Source organism: Aporhodopirellula sallentina SM41, assembly GCF_000346505.1.
Taxonomy (GTDB): Bacteria; Planctomycetota; Planctomycetia; order Pirellulales; family Pirellulaceae; genus Rhodopirellula; species Rhodopirellula sallentina.
Genome location: NZ_ANOH01000370.1, coordinates 1 through 22,205 on the forward strand (window position 1 = coordinate 1; position 22,205 = coordinate 22,205).

18 protein-coding genes are annotated in these 22,205 nt (G+C 58.2%); 4 read left to right on the forward strand and 14 right to left on the reverse strand.

Annotated features, from left to right (window positions below):
* Nucleotides 1-745 (forward strand): outer membrane protein assembly factor BamB family protein (locus RSSM_RS24395; protein WP_044303545.1); only part of this gene is annotated, 745 nt, incomplete at its 5' end.
* Nucleotides 746-937: 192 nt separating this feature from the next.
* Here RSSM_RS24395 and RSSM_RS24400 read toward each other — a convergent pair.
* From RSSM_RS24400 to dapB, 5 genes are all read right to left on the reverse strand, one after another.
* On the reverse strand, nt 938-1,330 hold the full coding sequence (locus tag RSSM_RS24400) for a hypothetical protein (RefSeq protein WP_008685945.1): 393 nt from the start codon (nt 1,328-1,330) through the stop codon (nt 938-940).
* Between the two features lie 162 nt (nt 1,331-1,492).
* On the reverse strand, nt 1,493-2,119 hold the full coding sequence (locus RSSM_RS34955; RefSeq protein WP_236621353.1) for a hypothetical protein: 627 nt from the start codon (nt 2,117-2,119) through the stop codon (nt 1,493-1,495).
* Nucleotides 2,049-4,826 (reverse strand): serine/threonine-protein kinase, encoded by a 2,778-nt coding sequence (locus RSSM_RS24405; protein WP_008685947.1) that lies wholly within the window; start codon nt 4,824-4,826, stop codon nt 2,049-2,051. Before RSSM_RS24405 ends, RSSM_RS34955 begins: the two co-directional genes overlap by 71 nt.
* Before the next feature lie 102 nt (nt 4,827-4,928).
* Complete coding sequence (locus RSSM_RS24410; protein WP_044303546.1) at nt 4,929-5,804, reverse strand: 1,4-dihydroxy-6-naphthoate synthase; 876 nt, start codon at nt 5,802-5,804, stop codon at nt 4,929-4,931.
* Nucleotides 5,804-6,661 (reverse strand): 4-hydroxy-tetrahydrodipicolinate reductase, encoded by an 858-nt coding sequence (gene dapB / locus RSSM_RS24415; RefSeq protein WP_008685949.1) that lies wholly within the window; start codon nt 6,659-6,661, stop codon nt 5,804-5,806. The genes RSSM_RS24410 and dapB overlap by 1 nt, the downstream gene beginning before the upstream one ends.
* Nucleotides 6,662-6,785: 124 nt before the next feature.
* Here dapB and RSSM_RS24420 point away from each other — a divergent pair, with 124 nt between their 5' ends.
* Genes RSSM_RS24420 through RSSM_RS24430 form a run of 3 tightly spaced genes read left to right on the forward strand, consistent with a single transcriptional unit; the run spans nt 6,786 to nt 9,954 of the window.
* Nucleotides 6,786-7,793: a cytochrome c assembly protein gene (locus RSSM_RS24420; protein ID WP_008685950.1), complete on the forward strand. Its 1,008-nt coding sequence runs from the start codon at nt 6,786-6,788 to the stop codon at nt 7,791-7,793.
* Nucleotides 7,790-9,115, forward strand: coding sequence for a glutamyl-tRNA reductase (gene hemA / locus RSSM_RS24425; protein ID WP_008685951.1), 1,326 nt, complete (start codon nt 7,790-7,792; stop codon nt 9,113-9,115). Before RSSM_RS24420 ends, hemA begins: the two co-directional genes overlap by 4 nt.
* A 50-nt stretch (nt 9,116-9,165) precedes the next feature.
* A complete protein-coding gene (locus RSSM_RS24430) occupies nt 9,166-9,954 on the forward strand; it encodes a 3-keto-disaccharide hydrolase (RefSeq protein ID WP_008685953.1) in 789 nt (262 codons plus the stop codon).
* An 88-nt stretch (nt 9,955-10,042) separates the two neighbouring features.
* Here the strand turns inward: RSSM_RS24430 and RSSM_RS24435 are convergent, their stop codons facing one another.
* From RSSM_RS24435 to RSSM_RS24475, 9 genes are all read right to left on the reverse strand, one after another.
* Complete coding sequence (locus tag RSSM_RS24435) at nt 10,043-11,473, reverse strand: hypothetical protein (RefSeq protein ID WP_008685954.1); 1,431 nt, start codon at nt 11,471-11,473, stop codon at nt 10,043-10,045.
* Nucleotides 11,470-13,992 carry an ABC-2 transporter permease gene (locus RSSM_RS24440; RefSeq protein ID WP_008685955.1) on the reverse strand — a complete coding sequence of 841 codons (2,523 nt, stop codon included), beginning with the start codon at nt 13,990-13,992 and terminating at the stop codon, nt 11,470-11,472. The genes RSSM_RS24435 and RSSM_RS24440 overlap by 4 nt, the downstream gene beginning before the upstream one ends.
* Nucleotides 13,989-15,005, reverse strand: coding sequence for an ABC transporter ATP-binding protein (locus tag RSSM_RS24445; RefSeq protein WP_044303547.1), 1,017 nt, complete (start codon nt 15,003-15,005; stop codon nt 13,989-13,991). Before RSSM_RS24445 ends, RSSM_RS24440 begins: the two co-directional genes overlap by 4 nt.
* A 77-nt stretch (nt 15,006-15,082) precedes the next feature.
* The gene (locus tag RSSM_RS24450; protein ID WP_044303554.1) at nt 15,083-15,490 is read right to left on the reverse strand and encodes a GntR family transcriptional regulator; all 408 of its coding nucleotides are present in this window, start codon (nt 15,488-15,490) and stop codon (nt 15,083-15,085) included.
* 146 nt (nt 15,491-15,636) lie between these two features.
* Nucleotides 15,637-16,335: an ATP-binding protein gene (locus RSSM_RS24455; RefSeq protein WP_052336110.1), complete on the reverse strand. Its 699-nt coding sequence runs from the start codon at nt 16,333-16,335 to the stop codon at nt 15,637-15,639.
* The gene (locus RSSM_RS24460) at nt 16,286-18,736 is read right to left on the reverse strand and encodes a hypothetical protein (RefSeq protein WP_008685963.1); all 2,451 of its coding nucleotides are present in this window, start codon (nt 18,734-18,736) and stop codon (nt 16,286-16,288) included. Before RSSM_RS24460 ends, RSSM_RS24455 begins: the two co-directional genes overlap by 50 nt.
* Nucleotides 18,733-19,668 carry a hypothetical protein gene (locus RSSM_RS24465; RefSeq protein ID WP_008685965.1) on the reverse strand — a complete coding sequence of 312 codons (936 nt, stop codon included), beginning with the start codon at nt 19,666-19,668 and terminating at the stop codon, nt 18,733-18,735. The genes RSSM_RS24460 and RSSM_RS24465 overlap by 4 nt, the downstream gene beginning before the upstream one ends.
* Nucleotides 19,665-21,590: a 4Fe-4S dicluster domain-containing protein gene (locus RSSM_RS24470; RefSeq protein WP_390174068.1), complete on the reverse strand. Its 1,926-nt coding sequence runs from the start codon at nt 21,588-21,590 to the stop codon at nt 19,665-19,667. The genes RSSM_RS24465 and RSSM_RS24470 overlap by 4 nt, the downstream gene beginning before the upstream one ends.
* Before the next feature lie 172 nt (nt 21,591-21,762).
* Nucleotides 21,763-22,113, reverse strand: coding sequence for a hypothetical protein (locus RSSM_RS24475; protein ID WP_236621354.1), 351 nt, complete (start codon nt 22,111-22,113; stop codon nt 21,763-21,765).
* Between the last annotated feature and the right edge of the window lie 92 nt (nt 22,114-22,205).

The following is a 22,205-nucleotide window of genomic DNA, read 5'->3' on the forward strand; positions in this document are numbered from 1 at the left end:
AGGCAGTTCACCGGTCCTCGCCAATGATCGAATCATCCTCCCGTGGGACCACGAAGGACAATCCAAACTTTACGCGATCGATAAAGCGACCGGCGCGACCATTTGGGAGGTCGATCGGGATGAACCAACGAACTGGGGAACTCCGTTGATCGTGGATTTTCGAGGTCGTACCGAAGTCATCACAACCGGTGAAAACTACGCTCGCGGATACGACCTGGACAGCGGCGCGGAACTATGGCGATGCGCGGGCCAAACGGCACGCCCCGCCGCTTCACCCGTCTATCGAGACGGAGTGGTCTACATCGCCAGCGGATTCCGCGGTGCGTTTCTCGGTGCGTTTCGTGTCGGCGGACGCGGCGACATCCAAGGTACCACCAACGTTCTGTGGACGATCCAACGCAACACGCCGGACATCGCATCTCCACTGCTATCCGAAGACCGACTGTATTTCTACAAAGGCAAATCAGGCGTACTGAGCTGCGTGGATGCCCAGACCGGCAAACCTCACTACAACGCCCAACGAGTTAGCGGTCTCAACAACATTTACGCTTCACCTGTTGCTGCTGGCGGACACGTCTATCTCTGCGATCGTGATGGCACCGTGGTCGTTATCAAAGACGCCGAACAGTTCGAAGTCGTTGCAACTAACGAACTCGGCGAAACAATCGATGCGACGCCAGCCCCGGTCGACAACCAATTGATCATTCGCGGCGAAAAGCACCTCTTCAATTTCTCCGGCACCTAGAGCGTCGTTGCGAATGAAATCGCCAGACTTCGGTACTTGAACTCTGGCGAATCCAGCTACGAGGATGTCTGTTGTGTGTCACCGTGACGGCATGAAAAATCCCGCAGAAGCAATTGCTTCTGCGGGATCGATGGTTTGCGTTTTTTTGGTGAAGCTTTTCACCAAACTGGCAATCTACAGACTAACGAGTCTTTAGATACCAGCGTCTGTGGCAGGCAGCTCGTGAGCTTTGATTTTCTCACCGAAAGTGCGACCGTCTTTGCTCTTCTCTGCGCCTGCCTTTTTGAAGCCTTCGAGAATCTTGGCTTTGGCTTCTTCAGGATTCTTCTTGATGTAGTCCTTCGGGAAGTCTTCGGCGTCGAGGAATTTGCCGACTGCTACGCCGTACTCGTTGCGGACTTCGTCTTTGTCTTCGCCTTTAACGTGGCAAATGTAGCAGTTTGCCTTTTTCACAGCCTTTTTGAAGTCATCGGGAGCTTCCGATTCCATTACGTGAGCCTTGAACTGCTTGCCGAATTCGCTAATCGCGAACGATGGAGTGGCAAAACAAACAAGGAGGCCGAACACGAGAGCCAAACGTTTCATCGAGTTGTTTCCTAATTGAGTCGGTGGGTTAAGAAGGTGGGCATCACGGTCAGTGGATCTTTAACCGCCACTATTAAAGTCACCCATAGGGGGCAAAGTCAAACGACCGTGGCGATGGAACCGTAAAATTCCACGTCCGGATTTTATACGAAACCGTCCCGACTAGGGGAGATCGGTCGTCGAGAAGTCCAATGTTCGCTGCATCGGCATTTTTGGCAAGCTTTTTTCTTGAAAACCCGCGAATAATGAGCCATCTTGGCGAAAATCTGCTGGCACCAATCTGCTCACCGACACCGAATCGGGCAACGGCTGAGACCAGCGAACCACCCAACGTGGAGTTCTTTCATCGGCCCAATCCGGTTGATTCACGATTAAATCGTTCAATGTCGTTGTGGTTTTCTGACCGGCCTGATCGCGAACCACGAACAAGGGATCACTCAACGTTGTATCGGCTTCGTAGGCGTTGGACGCTCCCCTGAGCCGCAACCACGATTGCAACTCGTCTTCTCGCGAAATCCCGGTAATTTCGACGTGTGGCACGCCACGCCCGACGACAAAGACACTTTCCTCGGCCTGACGTTCGATCGCGACCGGATGGATTCCGCCGACGCCCAATCGCATCGACAGCAGCCCGCGTGGGACATAGGCCGTCAGCCGCTGCAGCGACAACCGGATCGATCCCGATTTGGGCTGCGGCAATTGCATCGAACCACCGGTTTCAATCATCCGACGCGAAACCGCGAGCAATCCGTTTTCCCACAGCAATTGCAACTCCGCGGCAACATCCATCCGCAACATGGATATCTGTCCGCGAACAATAACGTTGTACAGCTCGATCGAAATCAGCGGCAACGGATCTGTCAGCCCGGTGCGGGACGCGGCCCCCCGCACGCTCGTCGTGAGAGGTGATCGCGCCGGCCCCCGATTCGATCGCGTCCGGGTCGGTGACAATATTGAACGCGTGGATTTCGTCTCGCCGCGACGGGTTGTCGATCGTGATCGAACAGTCTGTCAAACGCACCTGACGGTTATCGTTCATGGCCAACATGGAACCGCCATCGGTCTCGCTCGCCGGAACGGTCCAGTACAGATGCAAATCCACTAAGTCGATTCGGTTCGATCCGATCGACAGCATGTCACTGCGTTGCATGTCGACGTCACGATTCGACGTGAACACGATCGCCGTGCCGCCCGGAACCGAGGAGGCAATGACGAGATCATCCTCCTCCACCACCACCGGACCGCTGGCCAACATCGGCGTATCAATATCGATCTGTTCGACACGATGCCTGCGGGCCAATTCCAACGCATCGGAGAGCGTCGTGGTCAGCACCACACCGTCATTCTGCGCATTCTCTCGAATCGCCATGCTTTGCATCGCGTCGGCCGAGACGATCCGAACCAAATGCGGAGGGTCGAGAATCGTTGTCCGTTCAGGCGGCTCTCCCGCGGTGAGCGATCGTTCCAAATCCGAACGACTCATCGCGATCGTCGACGGATCGTTCGTGCCCACGTCCATGCCGCCAAACGAGGGCACACGTGGCGTCAACGGAACGTCGTCGATGTCATCGACAACCGCCTCTGATCCGATCGGCAATGGAAAGTTCTGCAAACTCGGTGGGTCGCTCGGCAAACGACTCATCCCGGTTCGCCGCGGTTCGTCGTTGCCCATCGCGACGGCACTCGGCGGTGCCCCCGGCGATGACAGGTCCGGTGCCATCGTGCCCCCACGAGGATCGAGCCCGGGCAACACGTCAACAATCGCAGGAGACTTACTGGACATCGAAGGGAGCACCGATGGTTGCATCGGCCCCGCAATCGGCAACCGAGGCCCCTCACTCGGATCGAGCAAATCCCGTTCTGATGAACTCATCGCAGCCGGGAGACTCGGACCGATCATCCTTCCCGAGTTCGCCGCGGTGTTTCCCGCAGCGTAATCCGTCCCGGGAATCAGGCTGCCGCCCCCGCCGCGAGAACCATCGTTTGCACCGGAACCTCCCGTTCCCTGCGACGAATAAAGTCGATCGGTTGGGTTGGATGAGAGCGTAAAACTCGGTGTCCCGTTGCCGGCGGAACCGGACGAAGCACGCCGGGTCGTTTCCCCAGGCGAAGCGAGCCCGTCCACCGAATTCAACACCGGAACCGACTCGAACGCACCATCGGGAACCGTCGACGCCACCTGCGAGCTGAACTCACTTCGTTCCTGCCACGAGAACATTTCTAGCCCGACCGCACTGATCGCCAAAACCGACGCGGCAACCACCCACGGCAAATGACGTAGCAACCGATGCAAAATCGCACGATCGTCCTCGACCGCAACGGCATCAACACCACGACTGCGGCGGAGGTTTTCTCGCAACGCCAACTCACGCAGGTCAGCGATCAAGCTCTGTGAATTTTGATAACGTTGCTCGGGCTGCTTTGCGAGCATCTTCCGCACAATGGCGGCCAAGTCATCACTGGCATCCTCACGATGCTCGCGAATATCGGGGATCGCTGCGTTGCCATGATTGAGCAACTTCTGCAACATCGTCCCGCCGGGGTACGGGGGCGATCCGGTCAACATGTAGAAGAACGTGCATCCGAGCGAATAAAGGTCGCTGCGGATATCGGCGAGCCTCGGATCGTGCGCCTGTTCGGGCGAGATATAATCGAACGTTCCGAGCGTCACGCCGCTCGCGGTCATGTCCTCGCTCGTGTCGAAACTCTCCGACCGGGCCAAACCCATGTCGACGAGTTTGATCGAACTCTCCTCCGTCACCACAACGTTGGACGGTTTGATGTCACGGTGAACAATCCCACGACGTGACGCGTGACCGATCGCTTCGGCAACCTGGCACGTGTAGTAGACCGCATCATCGAGCGACAACGGACCGCTGCCCGAAACGATGTCCCGGATGTTTCGGCCGTCGATGTATTCAAAGACGATGTAGTACCAAGGCCCGTCATTACCGACCTCGAAAACACGCGCGATCAGCGGGTGATCGAGCTTCGCGGCACTTTGGGCTTCATTGCGAAACCGCCGCTGCAAATCGGGATCGCCCGCGGCAAAGGGAACCACCTTCACCGCCACGGTCCGTCCCAACCGTTCGTCGAGGGCACGGAAAACGGCCCCCATCCCGCCACCGCCGATTTGTTCGAGCAGTTCGAAATGGTTCAGCCGCTGCCCCTGCAGATCGCGGGTCAGCGATGCCGGCGTGTGATGAGTCGGTCGAGGCAGCGAACCGCTACCCGAACCACCGGAGCGGGATTGCGATCCGGACCGTGAACCGCTGTCCGAGCCGGCCTCACCGGAGCCTTCCGGCGTTGCCGATCCGTCTGCCGAGGCTCCCGAGAGCGATCCACGCGGGTCCTGGCGGATGACCGTCTCGGCCGCCTCGAGTTCCTGTTCGTTGACCGACAACGGTGCGGCCTTGTCCTCAGGCAGAACCTCCCCGGTCGATTCGGCGCGGTGCACCGTCGATGCTTCTGGTCGGATTGCAGAAGAGGGATCCATGCGGCCGTGCATCGAGGAACTAAAGAGGAGAAAAGAAGCGATCCTTCACCACGTGCAGACTAGTCTCGTTGCCACATTCTGGCAAGAAATCAGGGCGTCTGTTTATAGAACGCGTAACAGCGATGACTGTTCAGTGGATTTTTCGGATTGCCCGGCCATTTCGCTCAATTTTTGCAAAGCATCGCGGCCAACCTCGCCCAGATCGACTGTCCAATCGTTCACATACAAATCCACGTGCTGCATCAATACGGCGTCATCCATCGCCTGAGCGTAACGCCGCATCGCCGGAAGAGCCGTCTCGGGAGATTCCAGTGACATCGCGAGCGAACGTGAAATCACCTTGCTGACTCGCCGCATGGTCGCCTCCTCGTGCCTCACCCGCATGACCAATCCTCCCAACGGGAGGGGGCAATCGGTGGACGACTCCCACAGCTCCCCCAGATCGGCGACTCGGTGCAGCCCGGCCTGTTCGTACGTGAATCGCCCCTCATGAATGCAAACGCCGAAATCCGCAGTCCCCTCGCTCAGCCGGGGCATGATCTCGGAAAACACCACATGCTCGACCGGCGTCGTCCCGGGATAGAACAAATCGAACAGCAATTTCGCCGTCGTTAATTCCCCCGGACACAGCGTCAATTGACCGTCGCCCCCCGACGCACTCGGCCTTGGAACCTCGCCAGGTCGAGCCGCCAACAGCAGCGGCCCAACACCGAAGCCAAGCGCCGAACCGACAGGCAAAACGACCACCTCCTCGGTCATCGTCAACGCCGCGTGAAAGCTGGTCTTGGCAACGTCGAACTTTCCTTCGAGCAGACCATGATTGAGTTGATCGATGTCGAGCAGATCGATCTCGAATTCGAAACCACCGGTGTCGACACGTCCCTCGAGCAACGCCGCAAACGCAAACGTATCATTGGGGCACGTCGAAATCGCCAAATGCAATTTCTCACCGCCGCCGACGCGTACACGGTCACTCATCACTGACCGTCTGCCATCCCGAGTACGTCGAACATGTTGTACATCCCGGCCGGTTTGGGGCCTCCCGCTTCGCCCTGCATCAACCATTTGGCCGCGGCCAGGGCTCCGGAGGCGTAACAGTCACGATTGCTCGCCGCAACGTTCAACTCAATCTTCTCGCCCAACATCCCGAACACGATCGTGTGTTCGCCGGGGTTGTCGCCGACGCGAATCGCGTGATATCCGATTTCGTTTCGCGTCCGCTGGCCGGTATGCCCTTCGCGTCCGTGGACATGCGCGACCGGCTGCTCCGTGTCCATCGCATCGGCGATCAACTCGCCGAACTTCAACGCCGTGCCGCTCGGCGCGTCCGCTTTGAAACGATGGTGGCGTTCGAGAATTTCGATGTCGACGCCGCCGGCGACGTCACGCAGTGCCGATGTGATCCGCTCTGCCATCTTCATCGACAGATTCACCGCCAACGACATGCTCGGCGCCCACACGATCGGGATCGTCCGAGCGGCTTCGGCGAGCGATTCCTTTTGCCCGTCACTCAGCCCCGTGGTCGCGATCACCAACGGTAAATTGTTGGCAACGCAGTGTTCCACACACGAATCAAGAGCCTCGGGCAGAGAGAAATCGATCACCACCTGAACGTCGTCAGGCCACTGAGCAGAGATCGGCACCTCGATCGGGCTCAGTCCCGCGACCACGCCGGCATCCTGACCGCTCTTGGGGTGTTCGGCATGGTCAATCGCACCGACCACGGTAAAGCCTGATGCGTCGTCGACAGAATCCGCGCCGCTAGCCAGAGCGACGACGCGCTGTCCCATTCGTCCGGCGGCCCCGTGGACCGCGAGTTTGATTGTGTTGTTCATTCCCAAAATCTACTCGCACACCGCCATCAAACAAACCGGCGGCAAAAGATTTCCAGCCCCGGCCGCCCCCTCTGCCGATCCCTACCGAGTACGAAAAAATTCAAACTCAGTGTAAGATACGGCGATGCTCCCCATACTCCAGCAAATATCGGTAACCTGCTTCACCGCGAGTTATCTCGTCGTCCTCGCCATCGAACTGCTCCGGCTGATCGGCCGTCCGCTGCCCGGTCGCGGATTGGCGGGCCTCGTCATGATGCTCGTCGGCATTTTCACTCATTTCGTCTACCTGTCGCTGCGTGCAACGATGGTCGATTCCGGTGACGCCACCAGCGAAATTGGTCGGCTCGCCACCTGGACGGACTGGTCGCTGATGGTCGCCCTCGGCCTCGCCATTGCTTACTTCATTTTGTATCTGCGTCGGCCCGACACGGTCATCGGGTTCTTCTTCCTGCCCGCGATTTTGGCGATGATCGCTTTGGCGATGTCGGTTCGCCACCTTCCCGCGTTTGATCGCACCGAGGCGACCGAATTTTGGAGGAGCGTGCACGGGATCTCCATGATGGTCGGATCCGCGGCGGTCCTGTTCGGGTTCCTCGCCGGTGCCATGTACATGGTTCAGTCATGGAGGCTCAAGCAAAAACGAGCCGGATCGGCTCTGCGTCTTCCCACACTCGAGACGCTGCAAAACCTCAACCGCCGCTGCCTCGTCGTCAGCACCGTGGCGGTCGGGATCGGTTTGGTCTCCGGTGTGGTGATGAACCTCAACAAACTCGGTGAAATCCCGTGGACGAACCGCGGCATCATGTTGTCGGCACTGCTGTTCATTTGGCTCGCGTCGGCCACCGCGGTCGAGTTTCTCTACGCCCCCGCCAGCCGCGGTCGCAAAGTCGCGTATCTCACCCTGGCGAGCTTTGGCTTCCTCGTTCTCGCCATGTCTGGGCTGCTGACCACGTCCCACGGAGGCGGCACCAAAGTTGAAAACGGAATCGACGCGAGCGATACGGTGCTGATGCAATGGACTCCCGCTGATCGGTTTGCCGAAACCGCGTCACCAGGGCAACGCTTGCTCTCATCGAACACGACCAACACATCGAACACATCGAACACATCGACACCGCGGGGGATCGCATGACCCTGCAAATGATCGGATGTTCGCACCATGACGCCGCCGTTGAAATTCGCGAACAACTCTCCTTCTCTACCGAGCACACCGAACAGGCTCTTTCGAGCTTTGGTGAACGATTCGACGGTGCTGAGCTGGTCGTCTTGTCGACTTGCAACCGCGTCGAACTCTACGCCGCCGGCGGACCGTTCGGCAGTGGACTGATCGCCAGCGAAGCCGCCTCCGGTTCGTTCTCCTTCGACGAAGTCCGCAAAGCACTGATCGATTTTGTCGCCGAGTGCCTGGAAAAGCCAGCGGACTTTGTCGCCGAGCATATGGCAGTCCGGCAGGGCCGCGAAGCGGTCGACCATCTGTTCCTCGTCGCCGCGAGTCTCGACAGCATGGTGGTGGGCGAAGCTCAGATTTTGTCGCAGGTCAAACAAGCTTACGACCTGTCGAACGTCGCCGGCGCGACCGGTCCGGTGACCCACGCCGCCTTCCAAGCCGCCAACCGCGCGGCCAAACGCGTCCAAACCGAAACAACAATCCATCGACGACGGCTCAGCGTCCCGAGTGTCGCCGTTGGTGAAGTCGTCCCGGAGGTCTTTGAAACACTCCGCGGCAAACGGGTCGTGCTCTGCGGTGCCGGTGAGATGGCCGAGGAAACACTCCGCTATCTCAAAAATGGGGGCAGTGACAATCTTTGCATCGTCAACCGTGGCCAAGAACGCGGTGCCGCGTTGGCGAGCAATTTTGGCGCACAATCCAAACCGCTCGACGACCTCTTCGAAGAAATCGTTGCGGCCGATTTGCTGATCGGTACCACTTCGGCCGAAGAACCACTCGTCGATGCGGATACCTTCGCACGTCTCAACGCCCAACGAGGCGGACGCATCATGTTGGTCCTCGATCTCGCCGTCCCACGCGATTTCGACCCCGTGATCGGTGACGAAACGGGCGTTTACCTTTATCAGATCGACGACCTCCAAGCCGCCTGCAATCGCAACCGCCGCGAACGCGAAAAACAATGGCCCAAAGCAAAACGAATTCTTGATGAAGAAGTCGATCGCTTCATCGCGTCGTTGCAACAACGTGCGACCGGCCCTGTCATTCGCAAACTCCGCGAACGGGCCGATCAAGTCAAGTCGGCGGAACTCCAACGCTTGCTTGACAAACTCAACGGCACCACGGACGCTGCAATGACGAAAGAAATTGAAAAGTCGTTCGATCGCCTGACCAACAAACTACTCCATCCACCGATGGCCTCCATTCGCGATGATGCCGCGGCCGGTCATTCCCGAGGACTCCTCGAAGCCCTGCGGCATCTGTTCAACCTCGGCGACGAAACGTAACCCACCCTCACATCCCCTTCGCTCCCACCTTTTAAACTCCCCCAATTCCGATGACTGCAACCTCGCTTCGATACCCAACCTGGTTGATTCTCCTTGCCTCCGCCGCATCGCTCGTCGCCCCCCCGGCCATCGCCCAAGCCGACGACACGAGCGCCGAGCAGCCTGCGAAAAGCGAATCGGCAAACGACTCGCTCTCACCGTCCATACGATCGCTCAAAGGCGGCAAGGTCGAGCCACTTTTCGACGGAAAGTCCCTCGACGTTTGGCGCGGCCGCGATGACCTTTGGTCGGTCGAAGACGGATGCATCGTCGGGCGAACCACTGACGAAGCCCCAATCACCCAAAACACATTCCTGATCCTTAACGAAAAAGTCTCCGGTGATTTCGAACTAACCCTGCAGTTCAAAATCGAAGGCGGAAACTCAGGCATTCAGTACCACAGTCGCGTGCTCGACGAAAAAGAATTTGTTGTCTCTGGGTACCAAGCCGACATTGACTCGGCCAACCGATTCGCCGGCATTCTCTACGAAGAAAAAGGACGCGGAATCCTCGCCCGTCGTGGCCAAAGCGTCGTCATCGGCCCATCAGGCAAAAAGCAAGTCGAAACATTCGCCGACGCCAACGCACTCGGCAAAGGGATCCACCCCGGCCAGTGGAACGATTACCGAATCGTCGTCCGCGGCAACCAACTCGAACACTTCATCAACGAAGCCCTAATGATGAAAGTGACCGACAATCAGAGTGACAAAGCCAGCCAATCGGGTGTGATCGCACTGCAACTGCACAAAGGCCCAGCGATGAAAGTCAGCTTCCAAAAGATCACCTTGCGACAGTGGTAATCGAGCCAACGCCAGTTCGGGATTCACCCGAATCCCAAACACCACCGTAACTGGATTCACCCGAATTCAGCTCACTCCCCCACCGACGCTACTCCGCGTTCTCCAACGGCAAGGGCTCAATCGCATCGGCCGGCAAACGATCAAACCATAACTCGTACTGCTGCGCCCTCTCAGCCCCCCAACTGCGTTTACTATACGGGATGCTTCCCACTCCCTTTTCTTCCCCCGCACGCGACACCCGGTCATCCATCCAAAACACCGCCATCCGCCCCTGCGGCCTGCCATAACCCGAAGCGCCGTACCCGAACCTCTCTCCCGTGGTCTGCGTCCAGGTTTCCGCATCAGCTCCGACCGAACGCAACGCGTCTAACGATTCAGGAAAATGCCCATTCTCGACATGGTATTTGCGCAAACAAATCGCAGTCAGCGTCCATCTCTGTTCGTCTTCGAATCGGTCCCAAACCTGTTTCGCCTGAGACTCCGCAACCTCCCAATCTGAACGCATCGCCCAGTTCAACGTCGCAAACGGAACCGACACCCAACTACGCGATCGATTCTCGATTCGACGAAGCCGCTCTTTTTGCTCGTGGTACTGCCAAACGTCACCTCGCGTTCGTTTGCCTACGTTTGGATCCCCTTGGATCCAGTCCAAGGCCGCCAATGCGTGCTGGCCCGACATCCCGAATGGCGCAGAATCCCGGACGTGTTCACCTTGATACAACACCCAAGCACCTTCGGCCTTCAGTGGGTCAGACACGACAAAGTTGGATACCACGAATGGATTGAAGACCGGCACCACGCGCGAATCACGTTGCCTCAGTGGACGGGCCAACTTTTCTAACTGTTCCGAGTTCCAGAACCGATATCGCAAAGTGGCTCGAATTCCGACCAATCGCTCTTCGATGAGCGTGTACTTGGCACGCTTTTGAAACTCGGTTGTCCGGCCAGCACGATCCGCCAAATCGACACACTTCTGCACCCACTCCATCGCGCGTTCAGAATCACCAGCGTGATAGGCCAGACGCAGTTCCTCGATCAACAGTGCTTGTAGCGAACTCAGTCCATAATCCCAACGCAGATACAGGTGCCCACCGTATGCATCGATAGGGATCCACAGTGGAACCTCGCTTGCCATCAATTCCTCAAACCGCTCCAACAGCGGTTTTGCTTGTTCGCTCATCCGTATGGCAAACGGTTCGGCCGGCCACGGTTCTCCGGCAGGAACCCATTCATCGATCCCTTCGACAGAGTCGCGCTGCATCTCGCCAAAGATATCGATCGCGTCAAACAACTCCTTCCATGCCTGCCGATCTTCCGCGGAGATCATCGACTCGTAGCGCAGCTTCCTTTCAGATGCCGTGACCGAAACTCCCTCACGCTCGAGTTGGACAAGGCGCGTTTCAAATCGCTCGCGTGCCCCATACTCGCGAGCAACACCCCACATCAACACGGTCATTGCCAACAAGGGCGACGCCCACATCCCAAGCCGATATCGAGATTCAGAAACTCGAAAATTCATCGCACCACCTCCCACTGTGATAACAGAGAATCGGACAACGATGATTCGTCACCAACCTGCTCGCCGGAATACTCGTCAAACATCTCGAGGCCTTCGCGTTCCCATGGCTCGAACCAATTGGTAGCAGGATAGGACGGATAGCTCCAATTCCACGCATGCACTGCAGAACCGCCTTCCGACGCAAACATGTCACCGTAAGGTCCGGCCTTAAATTCTCCTCCCGGTTCGCCAACCAGTTGATCCAAATCGCGAAGCTCCGCCTCGATGCCTTTTCCCGCCTGACCAGCATCCAACAGTTTCAAACAGCGATCCGTCACCGCCCCCAAACCTCGCACCATGATCGAACTTCGCCACCCGGAGGGAACGTCATCAAACCAAAATGCCATCGCACTGACGCCATGGATGCCTCCACGTCGGCCATGCGGTGCCGTTTGGTCGCGATACCAACTGATCAACATCGCTCGCCGCCGGGCACGCTGCCTGCCCTCAAAATCACCGACCTGCCGCAAGGCATTTTGAAAGCCCGCCCGCGATCGCAAACCGGATATCGCGTCATCCGACAGGAGGTCGACTAACCAAATCTCAACGACGTCCGCCACTTCCTGATCGTACCAACGGTAACTCAATCGCAACCTCCTCGCCGTCAGGCTCAGATGATCGACAAACGCCACCAACTCTTCTTGTGTAGCATCGTCCTGCCACTGTTGCCATCGAAGCTTCGCCAACGAAGCGGCTTCCAATCCGTGCTGGACGATTACCACATCGGCGAGCAAAGGCACGCTCTCTCGATCGCCGATCGCCATCCAGGTATCGGGCGACATGTAGTCGCGTTGCTCAAAACGCTGCACCGCTATTTCGCCATCGATCTCGCCAGGCAAGTTCCCGAGTGCATCGCGTAGATCTAAATCGCCGTATCGCATCGACGTCGGCCGTGTCGTCACACTATCGCTCAACTGCCGAGCCTCCGGAAACAGCACGGCAAATCGGTCTTCCGTCATTGAGGGAAAACGCGACTTGGCGATCCAAACAGGAACACTCGGCGCAACCATGAACACCGATGCCGCGACACCCACCATCGACCAATACTTCCATCCCCGTCGCCCGTCCATGAAGTCTTTCATCAACAGAAACGTCGAAACGAACGGCAGCGACGCCACCAATAACAACCACGACAATCGCACACCGTTGACGACTCCCGCATTGATCAGCAGTGCCAACGCCACCAACGACAACACCGGTGCCAGAAAAGCCGACGCGGCCAACATCGGAACCACTTGGCTCGTCCACTGCGAAACGCCGTAGATCACCACGAACACGAGCAAAATCGACAAAAACGACAACTCAAACATCGCCGCACGATGGTAGGTATCCGAATGGCTCGCCGTCCCCAAGAAGGACTGAATCGCCAAGATCACGAGCGCTACCCCGCACAGCAGACTGACGCCCAACCAGTGTCGCCCCAACCACACTCTTCCGGGCGAAACGCCACGATCCGCCAAGAACTTCAATCGTGTCGCCGAGCCATCACCTGCAAAGACGGCAACACCCAACCACGAGACGGCGAGCAACGCTGTTCCGATCCCCGTACCCACCGCCGTCTCGGTCCACCCGGTGAGACGTTCCGTGCAGTTCGTCAGTACCAACCAACCGATCACGCCGAAAAACAGCGGCACACTCAATCCGATCGACATCCATGGTGATCCGTGAATGGATTGCCACACCATCGACGTGTGCGAATCCCGAAACGGCATCACCGTCGGTGCAGAAACATCCGGCGGTCGCCATGCATCGGCCGACGACAATGCGTCTCGCGTGAGCAACTTCTCCGGTTCATCGGCTTGCAACTCACTCCGTCCGGCACGATAGGAAAGCCATCCGACGACCGGAATCGCGAGCGACGTCACCATCCCCATCACCCACGTCCTCCAGGCGACGCTCGCGTATTGCACCGGCGACGTATGCGGCAGCGCCATCCAGACCTCAGCGATCACAAACGGCAACAAAGCAAAAGGAATGATCAACACCAGCGCGGCAAACGCGTTCTTATTCCGCCATGCGGTGTAGAACCCACACAACAAAACGTAGATCGAATGCAAAAACCAAAACGCCGGATGAATCTGCCGCCACTCGGAAAAACCGCCCCCGCCGCTGCTGTTCAAACCAGCAACCGCCCCTAGGAATCCGCAACCGATCCACATCAAGACCAAACCGGCAAAGGCAACTACCAACTTCGTCACGACAATCGGTTGCCAAGGAATCGGAAGCGAAGCGAGCCAACGCAGCGATCGAGTTTCCTTTTCATGGCTGATCAAGATCGCTCCGGCGCCGGCCGCAAACAGTGCCGGCATGATCAACGGCACAATGTCCCCCACCGTCCGCAATGAGATATTGACTTGCCGGGACGTCGTCGTCCAAACGATCACCAGGAACGTCGACACCGCAAACAGTATCCCGATCAACGGCAAGATCTGTTTGGTTTCCTTCCACAACAAACCCTGCCAAACTCGCGTTTCGTTCATGACGATTCTCCTGTCGCGATCACCTCGGGACCGCTCTTCGAATCATCGGGTGAATGATCCCCCGAACCGTCAGACGGCCCGTCCGAACGTCCTGATCCCGGTGGCGGATCAGCCGGACCAGAGAAACCTTTGCGCGTATGAGCGATGAAGATTTCCTCCAACGTCATCGCTCGCTCACGAACCCCGACAACGCCTTCGGCCGATTCAATGAATGGAATCATCGACGAATCAAAATGGCGGACCAGCACGCGGCGCTGTCGTCCTTGGTTTTCTTCGAGCAGCGTTTGCGCGGGCTCAGGCAACGTCGGTACCTCGACCAAGGAGTCATCCATCGACACGGTCAACTCCGTCATCGATCCTTTGAGGTCATTGAGCGGTTCGCATGTTTGCAACTTCCCGTTGTGTAAGATGCCGATCGTGTCGGCGACCCGCTCGACCTCGTTGATTTGGTGACTCGATAGAAAAACCGTTCGCCCCGAAGCCGCTCGTCCGATCATGCTTTCGAGAAACTCGCGTCGCACCATCGGATCCAATCCCGAGGTCGGTTCGTCCAAAATCAACAACTCCGGATCATGGGCGAGCGACAAAGACAACGCGATCTTGGCTCGCTGTCCTTTGCTGAGCACGCGGATCTTTCGGTCTTCGGGAATCTCGTACCGGGCGATCTGTTCTCGATAGCAATCGTAGAATCCCTCCGGATAAAACGACGCCGTGAACCATCCGATCTGGCCCACCGTCATCCAGTCATACATCACCGGATTGTCCGACACGTAGCCGACTCGCCGACGAACCTCCATCGGCTGTTTCAACGGATCGAAACCGCACACGTTTGCCGAGCCCCCGGTCGGCTTTTGAAAACCGGTCAGGATGCGAATAAGCGTTGTTTTGCCCGCGCCGTTCTCGCCCAACAGTGCGAACACCGTCCCGGGTTGAATCTTCAGATCCACCCCCATCAATGCGTCACAACCACGAAATCGCATCGTCAATTGGTCGGTCGAGATGACTGGGTTCATGATCACGATCCTGTTCTAAAAAGAGAGTGGGGACACGTTCGAAAGACGCCGCGCGGCGGATAAGACAAGGCGATGGATCACTGCAATTCCGCGATCGCTTCGATGGTTCCTTCGAGGCTCCGCAATTGCTTGTCGACGAGTTTGCGAACCTCTTCGGGTGAGAGGCCCGCTTGCAGAGCCTCCGTCAAGACAGCCGACAAACGTTCGGCCAAGATCGATTGCCGCTGTTTGCGACATCGCTCAACAGCGCCTTTGCAAACGACGACGCCACGTCCGCGGAGCGTTTCGATCACGCCCTCGGATTGCAGTTCTTGGAACGCGCGAGCGACCGTGTTCGGGTTGACCGCGAGCTGTTGACTCAATTGCCGAACGCTCGGCAGCAACTGCCCGGGCCGCAGGGTCCGCTCGGCCACCGCAAACTTCACCTGGCGAACGATCTGGGAATAGATCGGAACTCCGTTGGAAGGGTCCACTGTAAAAAACATGTTCGCACCGACTCCCAACACTGGTTAACTGGTGTACTAGAGACACCATACAGCCGTCAGATCAGCGGGTCAACGATTTTTCTTAGGATTTTGCCCCGGCATGAAAGAGCCGCAAAAAAGAGAGACGCGTCGTCAGACGAACGCGACTACTGTTCGGTCACCCGTTCGACGACCTCATACAGATCGTCCCAGAGGTCACGAAGGTTGCTCACGTCCGACAGATCGATACCGCCGAGATACCGCCGCACTTCCGTACTGACGTTTCGCTCGTGCTCGGGTGCCTTCGCGGGGGGATCGTGTGCTAAGAGTTCGCTCACGAGTTCTTCGATCAATTCCGCCGACAAACTCGTTTGATACAACGTCTCAAACCCGGCGACGCTCGCGTGGCTGGTCATCAGACAAAACCTGCCTCGACGTTTGATCTGAATTGACAGCCACATCCGATAGACCGCTGGCAACTGCTCGCCTCCGTCAATAACCAACACCCCGCCTGGTTCAGTCTGTCTCGCGAGCCGACGAACCGTCGCGATATTGGCGACCGTTTCACGCAGATGCCATCGCGAACCACCTTCAGGCAGCGTCAACTGAACCCACTGACCGCCGGGCATCTCGTCGGCGAGCGTTGCGGCGAGTTCCCGCAGCAACGTTGACTTGCCCGTCCCATGATCGCCAACGATCATCCCGCAGCGATGCTGCCGAAGTGAGTCCACGAGCGAGCGAACAAACTCCTCGTTTGATTCATCGCGAATCCCAGGTTTCGATCGAAACGTGAGCGATCCCGGCCGAACGTATCGGCTAGCGAACGGGTTCGAATGGGGAGACGGCGGTGGATTGTTGGCTGACATCACCGACATGATACCGGTGACAGGTCGTGCAGTGATCCCCTGCGGCGCTAGCCGTATGACAATGGGCACACGCGGCTTTGCGAAGCGGCAGGAAGTCCGAATGACCGTGTCGCGTCGTTTCATCCGCGTCGGTATCTCCAAACGCCAGATGTGGCGACACATCGGACGACGCATCCGGCCGGGCCGACACGTGATTGAGCAACCCAATCGTGTCATACAACGCATCACCGGTGAGCGGCGACGGCTGGGTCGCTGCCGCGAAGGAAGGAGAACTTGCTTCCGATTCCGAACCGGGCCGCATCGAGTGACAATGTTCGCAGTTTTGCAGCGCCGTGATATCCAGGTGCGGACGGTGTGAGAACTTCGTCAAACGGTTGCGGAGCGAACTCTCGTGCGACTCTCTCCATGGCAAACTGGTGTGGCAGGAAACACACGCCGCGACAGCAGGTTGCTGCATCACCAGTTCACGGATCACCGGGTCACTCTTCGATGCCACTTCCACGAGGCTACGCAGCACCGCGTCGGAGTGCCCGGAACCTCGGTAGCGGATCGACAACGTCAAATCGTCGCGATACCAACCGCCGAGCGACTGGGCCCGCGCCGCGTCGAATCGCTTGCCGAGTTCGTCTTCCCAATTCGCCAAGCCCCGATCGGTCGCGCCGCCACCGGGCAGTAACAAATTCGACTGGGTGTCCCCATTCGATGACGAACCGCCTAGCAACAAAGGATCGTCGTTCGCTCCGCCGGACAGCAACAAATCGTCGCCGCCCTCCGCCGACCAATCCACCAACAAATCGCCATCGCCTGAATCCGGTGTCGCCGCGAGCGAATCCGACGCTGCAGACTGCCTCGCCGAGAAACGATCGCTCGCCGAAACGTTCGATCGTCCGAACCATTCCGAGGCCGCGTCACGCATCACCTGCGTCGGGAACGAACCCGCGAAGGCTTTGGAGGTTTCCAAATCAGCTCCCGCTCTTTGGGCGGCATCCAGCAAGAACGCCTGCCCATCGATCGACAACGCGATCGCGAATTCTCGCACGGCTTTGCCCAATCGAACCGCGAGTTCCTGATTGCTCCTGGACTGCCAATCGACCAACGCCAAATTCGACAACGGTGCAAAATCAACCGACGGGTCTTGGTCATGAAGCAACAACAGCATCCACGCCGATAGTTTTCCATCAGGCGGGCCGATCGCGTCCTCGGGCCACGATTCGATCTGCTCAGCGACCTCTCGCGGCAGAATCGGTAACTCGATCAATGCAGGACCGCTCGCGATCTGTACCCCGAGCGACTCTTCGTGGCAGGCGGCACAGGTCGCCTCAAACGGCAACGTTCCGACGATCGAATCATTCAACAAAGCGTCACGGGTATCGCTCTGAGACGCCGGATCGATCATGTGACAGGATCGGCAATCGAACTGCGACGCGAGCGTCTGATTCGGCCCTTCGGCTTCGGCCGTTTTGGGAAAATGCATGTTCGCGTGACGCGAGTGATCGAACGCGATCGCATGTTCGCTCGACGTCGGCCAATTGGTAAATTCCGGATGCGAATCAGCAAACGATCCGAACCGATTGGAGTGACACGTTTGGCAACGTGAATCCGCAATCGCTTTCAAATCAGCGTCCGCCCCGTGGTGCTCGCGGTGACAAACGCTGCACGCGACGTCGTCTTGCGAAACCGCCGGCGGGGGCCACCACTTCGAAACGCCCGAACCCGACACCGTACGAACGGACGACGAGTCCGTCGCTGCGGCGAGCATAATCTCACGTCGTTGTTCGCCAATCGCGAGACGGGTTTCCGCGCTCACGTTGTGTGCCGACGTTGCCAGGTCCACCGGGATTCGGTCGTGGTGACACGCGACACACCGATCGGTCATCGTCAGGGATTCTTCGGTTCCGACATGACCGGCCTCTTTCATCGCCATCCAGGTTTCTGCGGACACGTTGCCGTGACAAACCGTGCAGCCACCGGCCGTCAAATCACCCGTGAGGATTTGAGCATGTGACGTCGAAAGATTTCCCGGACGCACAAATTCTGGGGCCAACGAAGTGCCGAATACTCCCACGAGAGCAAACGCGAACAGCAACAGCACACCGGCCGTCCATCGTCGTCTGCGTCCCGCCCATGTCGGAATCGGCCGACACGGTGAAAAATCGTTTGCCCCCTTTTTCCCGGCGGTCTTTTTCTTGCCCGAACCGGATCCCGAATCGTCATGGCATCGCCCGGCGAACGGACACTCGCCGGCAATGGTCGGTCCTTCGGCGCAAGGCGTGGCGGTCTGCGTGTCGCCCGCGGAATGGTTACCGTGCTGGCCGCGTCCACACAAAAACGGTCGGCCCGGACGCTGAATCCGGGGTGGATCAGGCAGATCGACTTCGTCGCGTCGGGGAGATCGACTCATGATTCAACGAACCGCATCGCAAGAATTCCGTGAATGATCGCCATCACCAACAAGGCAACCGACGCGGCACTGTGCAGCATCACCCAAACCCGCAATCGCAACTGCAGGGCATACTGGTAATCCAAATCATCGCGTCGACGCACCAACGCGGCGATACGCCCGCAGACGCGGCAATCTTCTTCTTCGAGGTATCGGTTCAATTCGACGAGCCCCGCGAGCACCCGACGTCGTCGAACCGATGTCGGGTAGATCAGATACAACCACGACGGCTTACTAGAGAGATAACGACTAAGATAACGACGATGAAATTCGCCGATCACCGAGATCGCGGCCGGATTGGTCAGCGACTGGACTTCATCCGAAACGCTGCGCGAAATCTGCTCGCGGTACCACGGGATCTGATCCAAACGGACTTGTTCGCCTACGTTCGTTAAACGCCAAGGAATGCGGCGACTCGCGATCAGCCCGTACACACCTGACGCACTCACAAACCAAAACAAACCGCTGAGCGTTCCCTCCAAATACCCGGTCGCGATCAAACGCCCGTGCAAAATCGCGGGAACGTGCAACAAAAACACTCCGACCGCAAACAGCCCGGTGTAGATGTGAACCTGGGTCCAAACGCTCATCGTCCCGAGCGGCAAGACCGGAATACGACGCCGCACACCGATCAACACTAAAAGGAACAGACAACTGATCAACATCCATCCCGTCATCACTCCGGAATGCAGGAGCGCTGCGTGCATCCCGGAAGCGAGCAACGCGGCCAAGGCCAGCGACACCACCACGACTCCGCACGCGACCACCCGCCGACGCCGAAACGAGTACGCTCGCCCCGCACCGGTCACTCGGTTCACGAGTCCAGACGCAGCCGCCTTGCATCGCTGAGTGGTCGAGATCGCCCCACCGTGCCTTCGTTCAACGACACTCATGTGCGCCTCCGTAGCCAGTCTTCCAACGGCGGTGATTCGCTCAAATCAATCCGCACCAACGCGTCATGAGGACACGCGGCGGCACATGCCGGTCCGCTCGGCAGTCCGCTGCACATGTCGCATTTGGTTGCCTTCGTGATCGGCTGTTTGCTTTTCATATCGAGGTAAGGCCGTCCCGATGGATCCGAGATCGCCACCATCTCAATGTTGTCGTACGGGCACCCTTTCGCGCAGACACCACAACCGATGCAGATGTTTTCGGAAATGTTGACCAACCCCGTCGACTCGTCGCGATGCAAGGCTCCCGTCGGACAACCGATCATGCAAACCGGATCGGTGCAGTGCATGCACGCCTCAACGAACTGCAACCGTTCGTGATGGTTACCGATGCGGGCAAAACGCGGGTTGCCGTCATGGACGCTGGCACACGCTTTCACGCAATCGTCGCATCGCGTGCAGCGGTGCAGGTCGATGATCATCGCCTGGCGGCCGTTGTTGTATCGATTCTGAACGATGAACTCCAACAATCCGGTCGGTTCGAACGACGTTCCGGTCGAACTCGGTAGATCATCCCATGTCTTCGCCGTAGTCGATACACTCGCGGTCTCGGTCTCCTCCGTCGTCGACTGTGCATCGTCACGACGAGATTCCTCACGTGCGACGCTGCGTCGTTCTCGTTTGGTCGGCCCCTGTGGCCGATGCAACATCGCCTCGGCGGCGTTCGGCGGCAGTTCGGACCGACGGATGTGCGGCAGGACTTCTCGAGCAAAACACTCGACCGGTATGTGCAGCGTATCGAGAAAACCGACCGCCCGCAGAGAATGCTGCAAAGGCATGGGTGCCCCGTTTCCACCGGTCACACTGAGCGTGATCTCCTCGAGCCCGAACACATGGCCTTTGCCGAGGTACGCCGTCGTTCGCTGTGCCGAACCATAGTTCTGACAGACCCGACCGAACCCGCTGCGGACGACAATCAGGTCGGTCACGTGATGCCCTTCCTGAGCAACCACCGGTTCCGACTCGATCTGTTGGGCCGGCGAGAGTTTGCGTGTTTTGGAATAGTCCGCATTCCATTGCAGACGACCGAACGACCTCAACTGCGTGTGCTCGACCACGTTGCGAAGGTTGGACTCGGGAACGAACCTCAACAGCGGAATCTCTTTGAGATGGATCGCGAGCCAATGCTGCCGGTAATGCTCCTCCATCCGCTCGGCGAACGCCGTGTCCCGCTGCAGCATCTTGAGCCCCTGCAACCGAATTTCGAGCAACGTTGCGTTCTCACCAGCAACGACCGTTGCACCGTGAGGACCGCGGAGCATCGTGGCGACTTCGCCGAACAACTCTCCCGCGACGAGTCTCGCCGTTTGACCGGCACGAACCAGACCACCGAAATCCTGCAGGTACAACGTCGGCTGAGCGTCAGCATCGCCGGCGATCGGCGACGTGTTCTCGTTTCCCGACGCCCGGTGTTCAGTCCCCGGACGATCATGCAATTCGACGTCGGGTGTGACGTTTTCCGGACGCCGAGCCTCACGCACGCCGCTCGGCCGCAAGAATTGCCACAACGCGTCCGACCAACTGCGTTTCTCCACCTCGCGGCGACCGAGCACGTCCGGAGGCAGGGGGCGCGTGATTAACTCGGCGTTCCCCTCGAGCACCAAAAATGCGCTGTTGGCGTAATCCCCCTCACGCACGATCACCTGACCGGGCGCGAACCGATGCAACCGACAGTCGTTCTTCAAAACGCCATCGAGTGGAATTGATTTCGGAAACTGACTCGCGTCCAACGCGGCAAACGGCATCCGCGTGAGCAACCAATCGACGTCCGCATCGGTCATGTGCGGGTCCATTGGCTCATCCCAACGTCGGGGACGAGGCACGGCGATGCTATCAGCAGACGACATGAAGTGAGAGAACCGAATGAAGCGAGAGAACCGAGGCGGTTTGGGCAAAGTTCAAAACGCCCATCATGGGCGCGTTTTTCAGATTCACCCCGGTGAGTACCCCGTAGATCGCCGCCACGTCAAGTCGGTTCGAAAAGTCGTGTTTTCGCAACGTTTCCGATCGTCCGAAACGCTTAACACCTGTGCGCCGTTAGCGGTTTTGGAACATGCTAGCGTCCCAAACCAAATTACCGTTTCTCAGCCGTACCCGTGGCGGAGTAATCGCCAGCACCTCGACCTCGCCGACCTTGTCCCCGACGACGACAAAACGACTCTGATCATCGATCTTGAGAATCGCCTGCTGTTCCTTCAGCTTGGCAAAACCCACCACGCTGATGTTGCTCGCGGTGATTTTTTTGTTCTGAGGAGCCGCGCCTTTTCGCACGATTTGAAACGGATCTTGGCGATCAGGAAACGGAACCACAAACCCTTCCCCGGACGTCCGCGTCACGTCCAACTCCGGGGGCTGATCCATCGATGCAAACGCAGACGACTTCTGCATCGACATCTGTTCAATGCGGGAGATCGTCTCGGGCTCGATCCCGCACCCTCCGGCGAACATCAATCCCATCAAAACGCCTAATTGGCAAACAA

What these genes read in the sequence shown, in the direction of transcription:
- RSSM_RS24400 (WP_008685945.1), bottom strand. Translation starts at nt 1,330, where the DNA reads ATGAAACGTTTGGCTCTCGTGTTCGGCCTCCTTGTTTGTTTTGCCACT.
- RSSM_RS34955 (WP_236621353.1), bottom strand. Translation starts at nt 2,119, where the DNA reads ATGGATGTTGCCGCGGAGTTGCAATTGCTGTGGGAAAACGGATTGCTC.
- RSSM_RS24405 (WP_008685947.1), bottom strand. Translation starts at nt 4,826, where the DNA reads ATGGATCCCTCTTCTGCAATCCGACCAGAAGCATCGACGGTGCACCGC.
- RSSM_RS24410 (WP_044303546.1), bottom strand. Translation starts at nt 5,804, where the DNA reads ATGAGTGACCGTGTACGCGTCGGCGGCGGTGAGAAATTGCATTTGGCG.
- dapB (WP_008685949.1), bottom strand. Translation starts at nt 6,661, where the DNA reads ATGAACAACACAATCAAACTCGCGGTCCACGGGGCCGCCGGACGAATG.
- RSSM_RS24420 (WP_008685950.1), top strand. Translation starts at nt 6,786, where the DNA reads ATGCTCCCCATACTCCAGCAAATATCGGTAACCTGCTTCACCGCGAGT.
- hemA (WP_008685951.1), top strand. Translation starts at nt 7,790, where the DNA reads ATGACCCTGCAAATGATCGGATGTTCGCACCATGACGCCGCCGTTGAA.
- RSSM_RS24430 (WP_008685953.1), top strand. Translation starts at nt 9,166, where the DNA reads ATGACTGCAACCTCGCTTCGATACCCAACCTGGTTGATTCTCCTTGCC.
- RSSM_RS24435 (WP_008685954.1), bottom strand. Translation starts at nt 11,473, where the DNA reads ATGAATTTTCGAGTTTCTGAATCTCGATATCGGCTTGGGATGTGGGCG.
- RSSM_RS24440 (WP_008685955.1), bottom strand. Translation starts at nt 13,992, where the DNA reads ATGAACGAAACGCGAGTTTGGCAGGGTTTGTTGTGGAAGGAAACCAAA.
- RSSM_RS24445 (WP_044303547.1), bottom strand. Translation starts at nt 15,005, where the DNA reads ATGAACCCAGTCATCTCGACCGACCAATTGACGATGCGATTTCGTGGT.
- RSSM_RS24450 (WP_044303554.1), bottom strand. Translation starts at nt 15,490, where the DNA reads ATGTTTTTTACAGTGGACCCTTCCAACGGAGTTCCGATCTATTCCCAG.
- RSSM_RS24455 (WP_052336110.1), bottom strand. Translation starts at nt 16,335, where the DNA reads ATGTCAGCCAACAATCCACCGCCGTCTCCCCATTCGAACCCGTTCGCT.
- RSSM_RS24460 (WP_008685963.1), bottom strand. Translation starts at nt 18,736, where the DNA reads ATGAGTCGATCTCCCCGACGCGACGAAGTCGATCTGCCTGATCCACCC.
- RSSM_RS24465 (WP_008685965.1), bottom strand. Translation starts at nt 19,668, where the DNA reads ATGAGTGTCGTTGAACGAAGGCACGGTGGGGCGATCTCGACCACTCAG.
- RSSM_RS24475 (WP_236621354.1), bottom strand. Translation starts at nt 22,113, where the DNA reads ATGCAGAAGTCGTCTGCGTTTGCATCGATGGATCAGCCCCCGGAGTTG.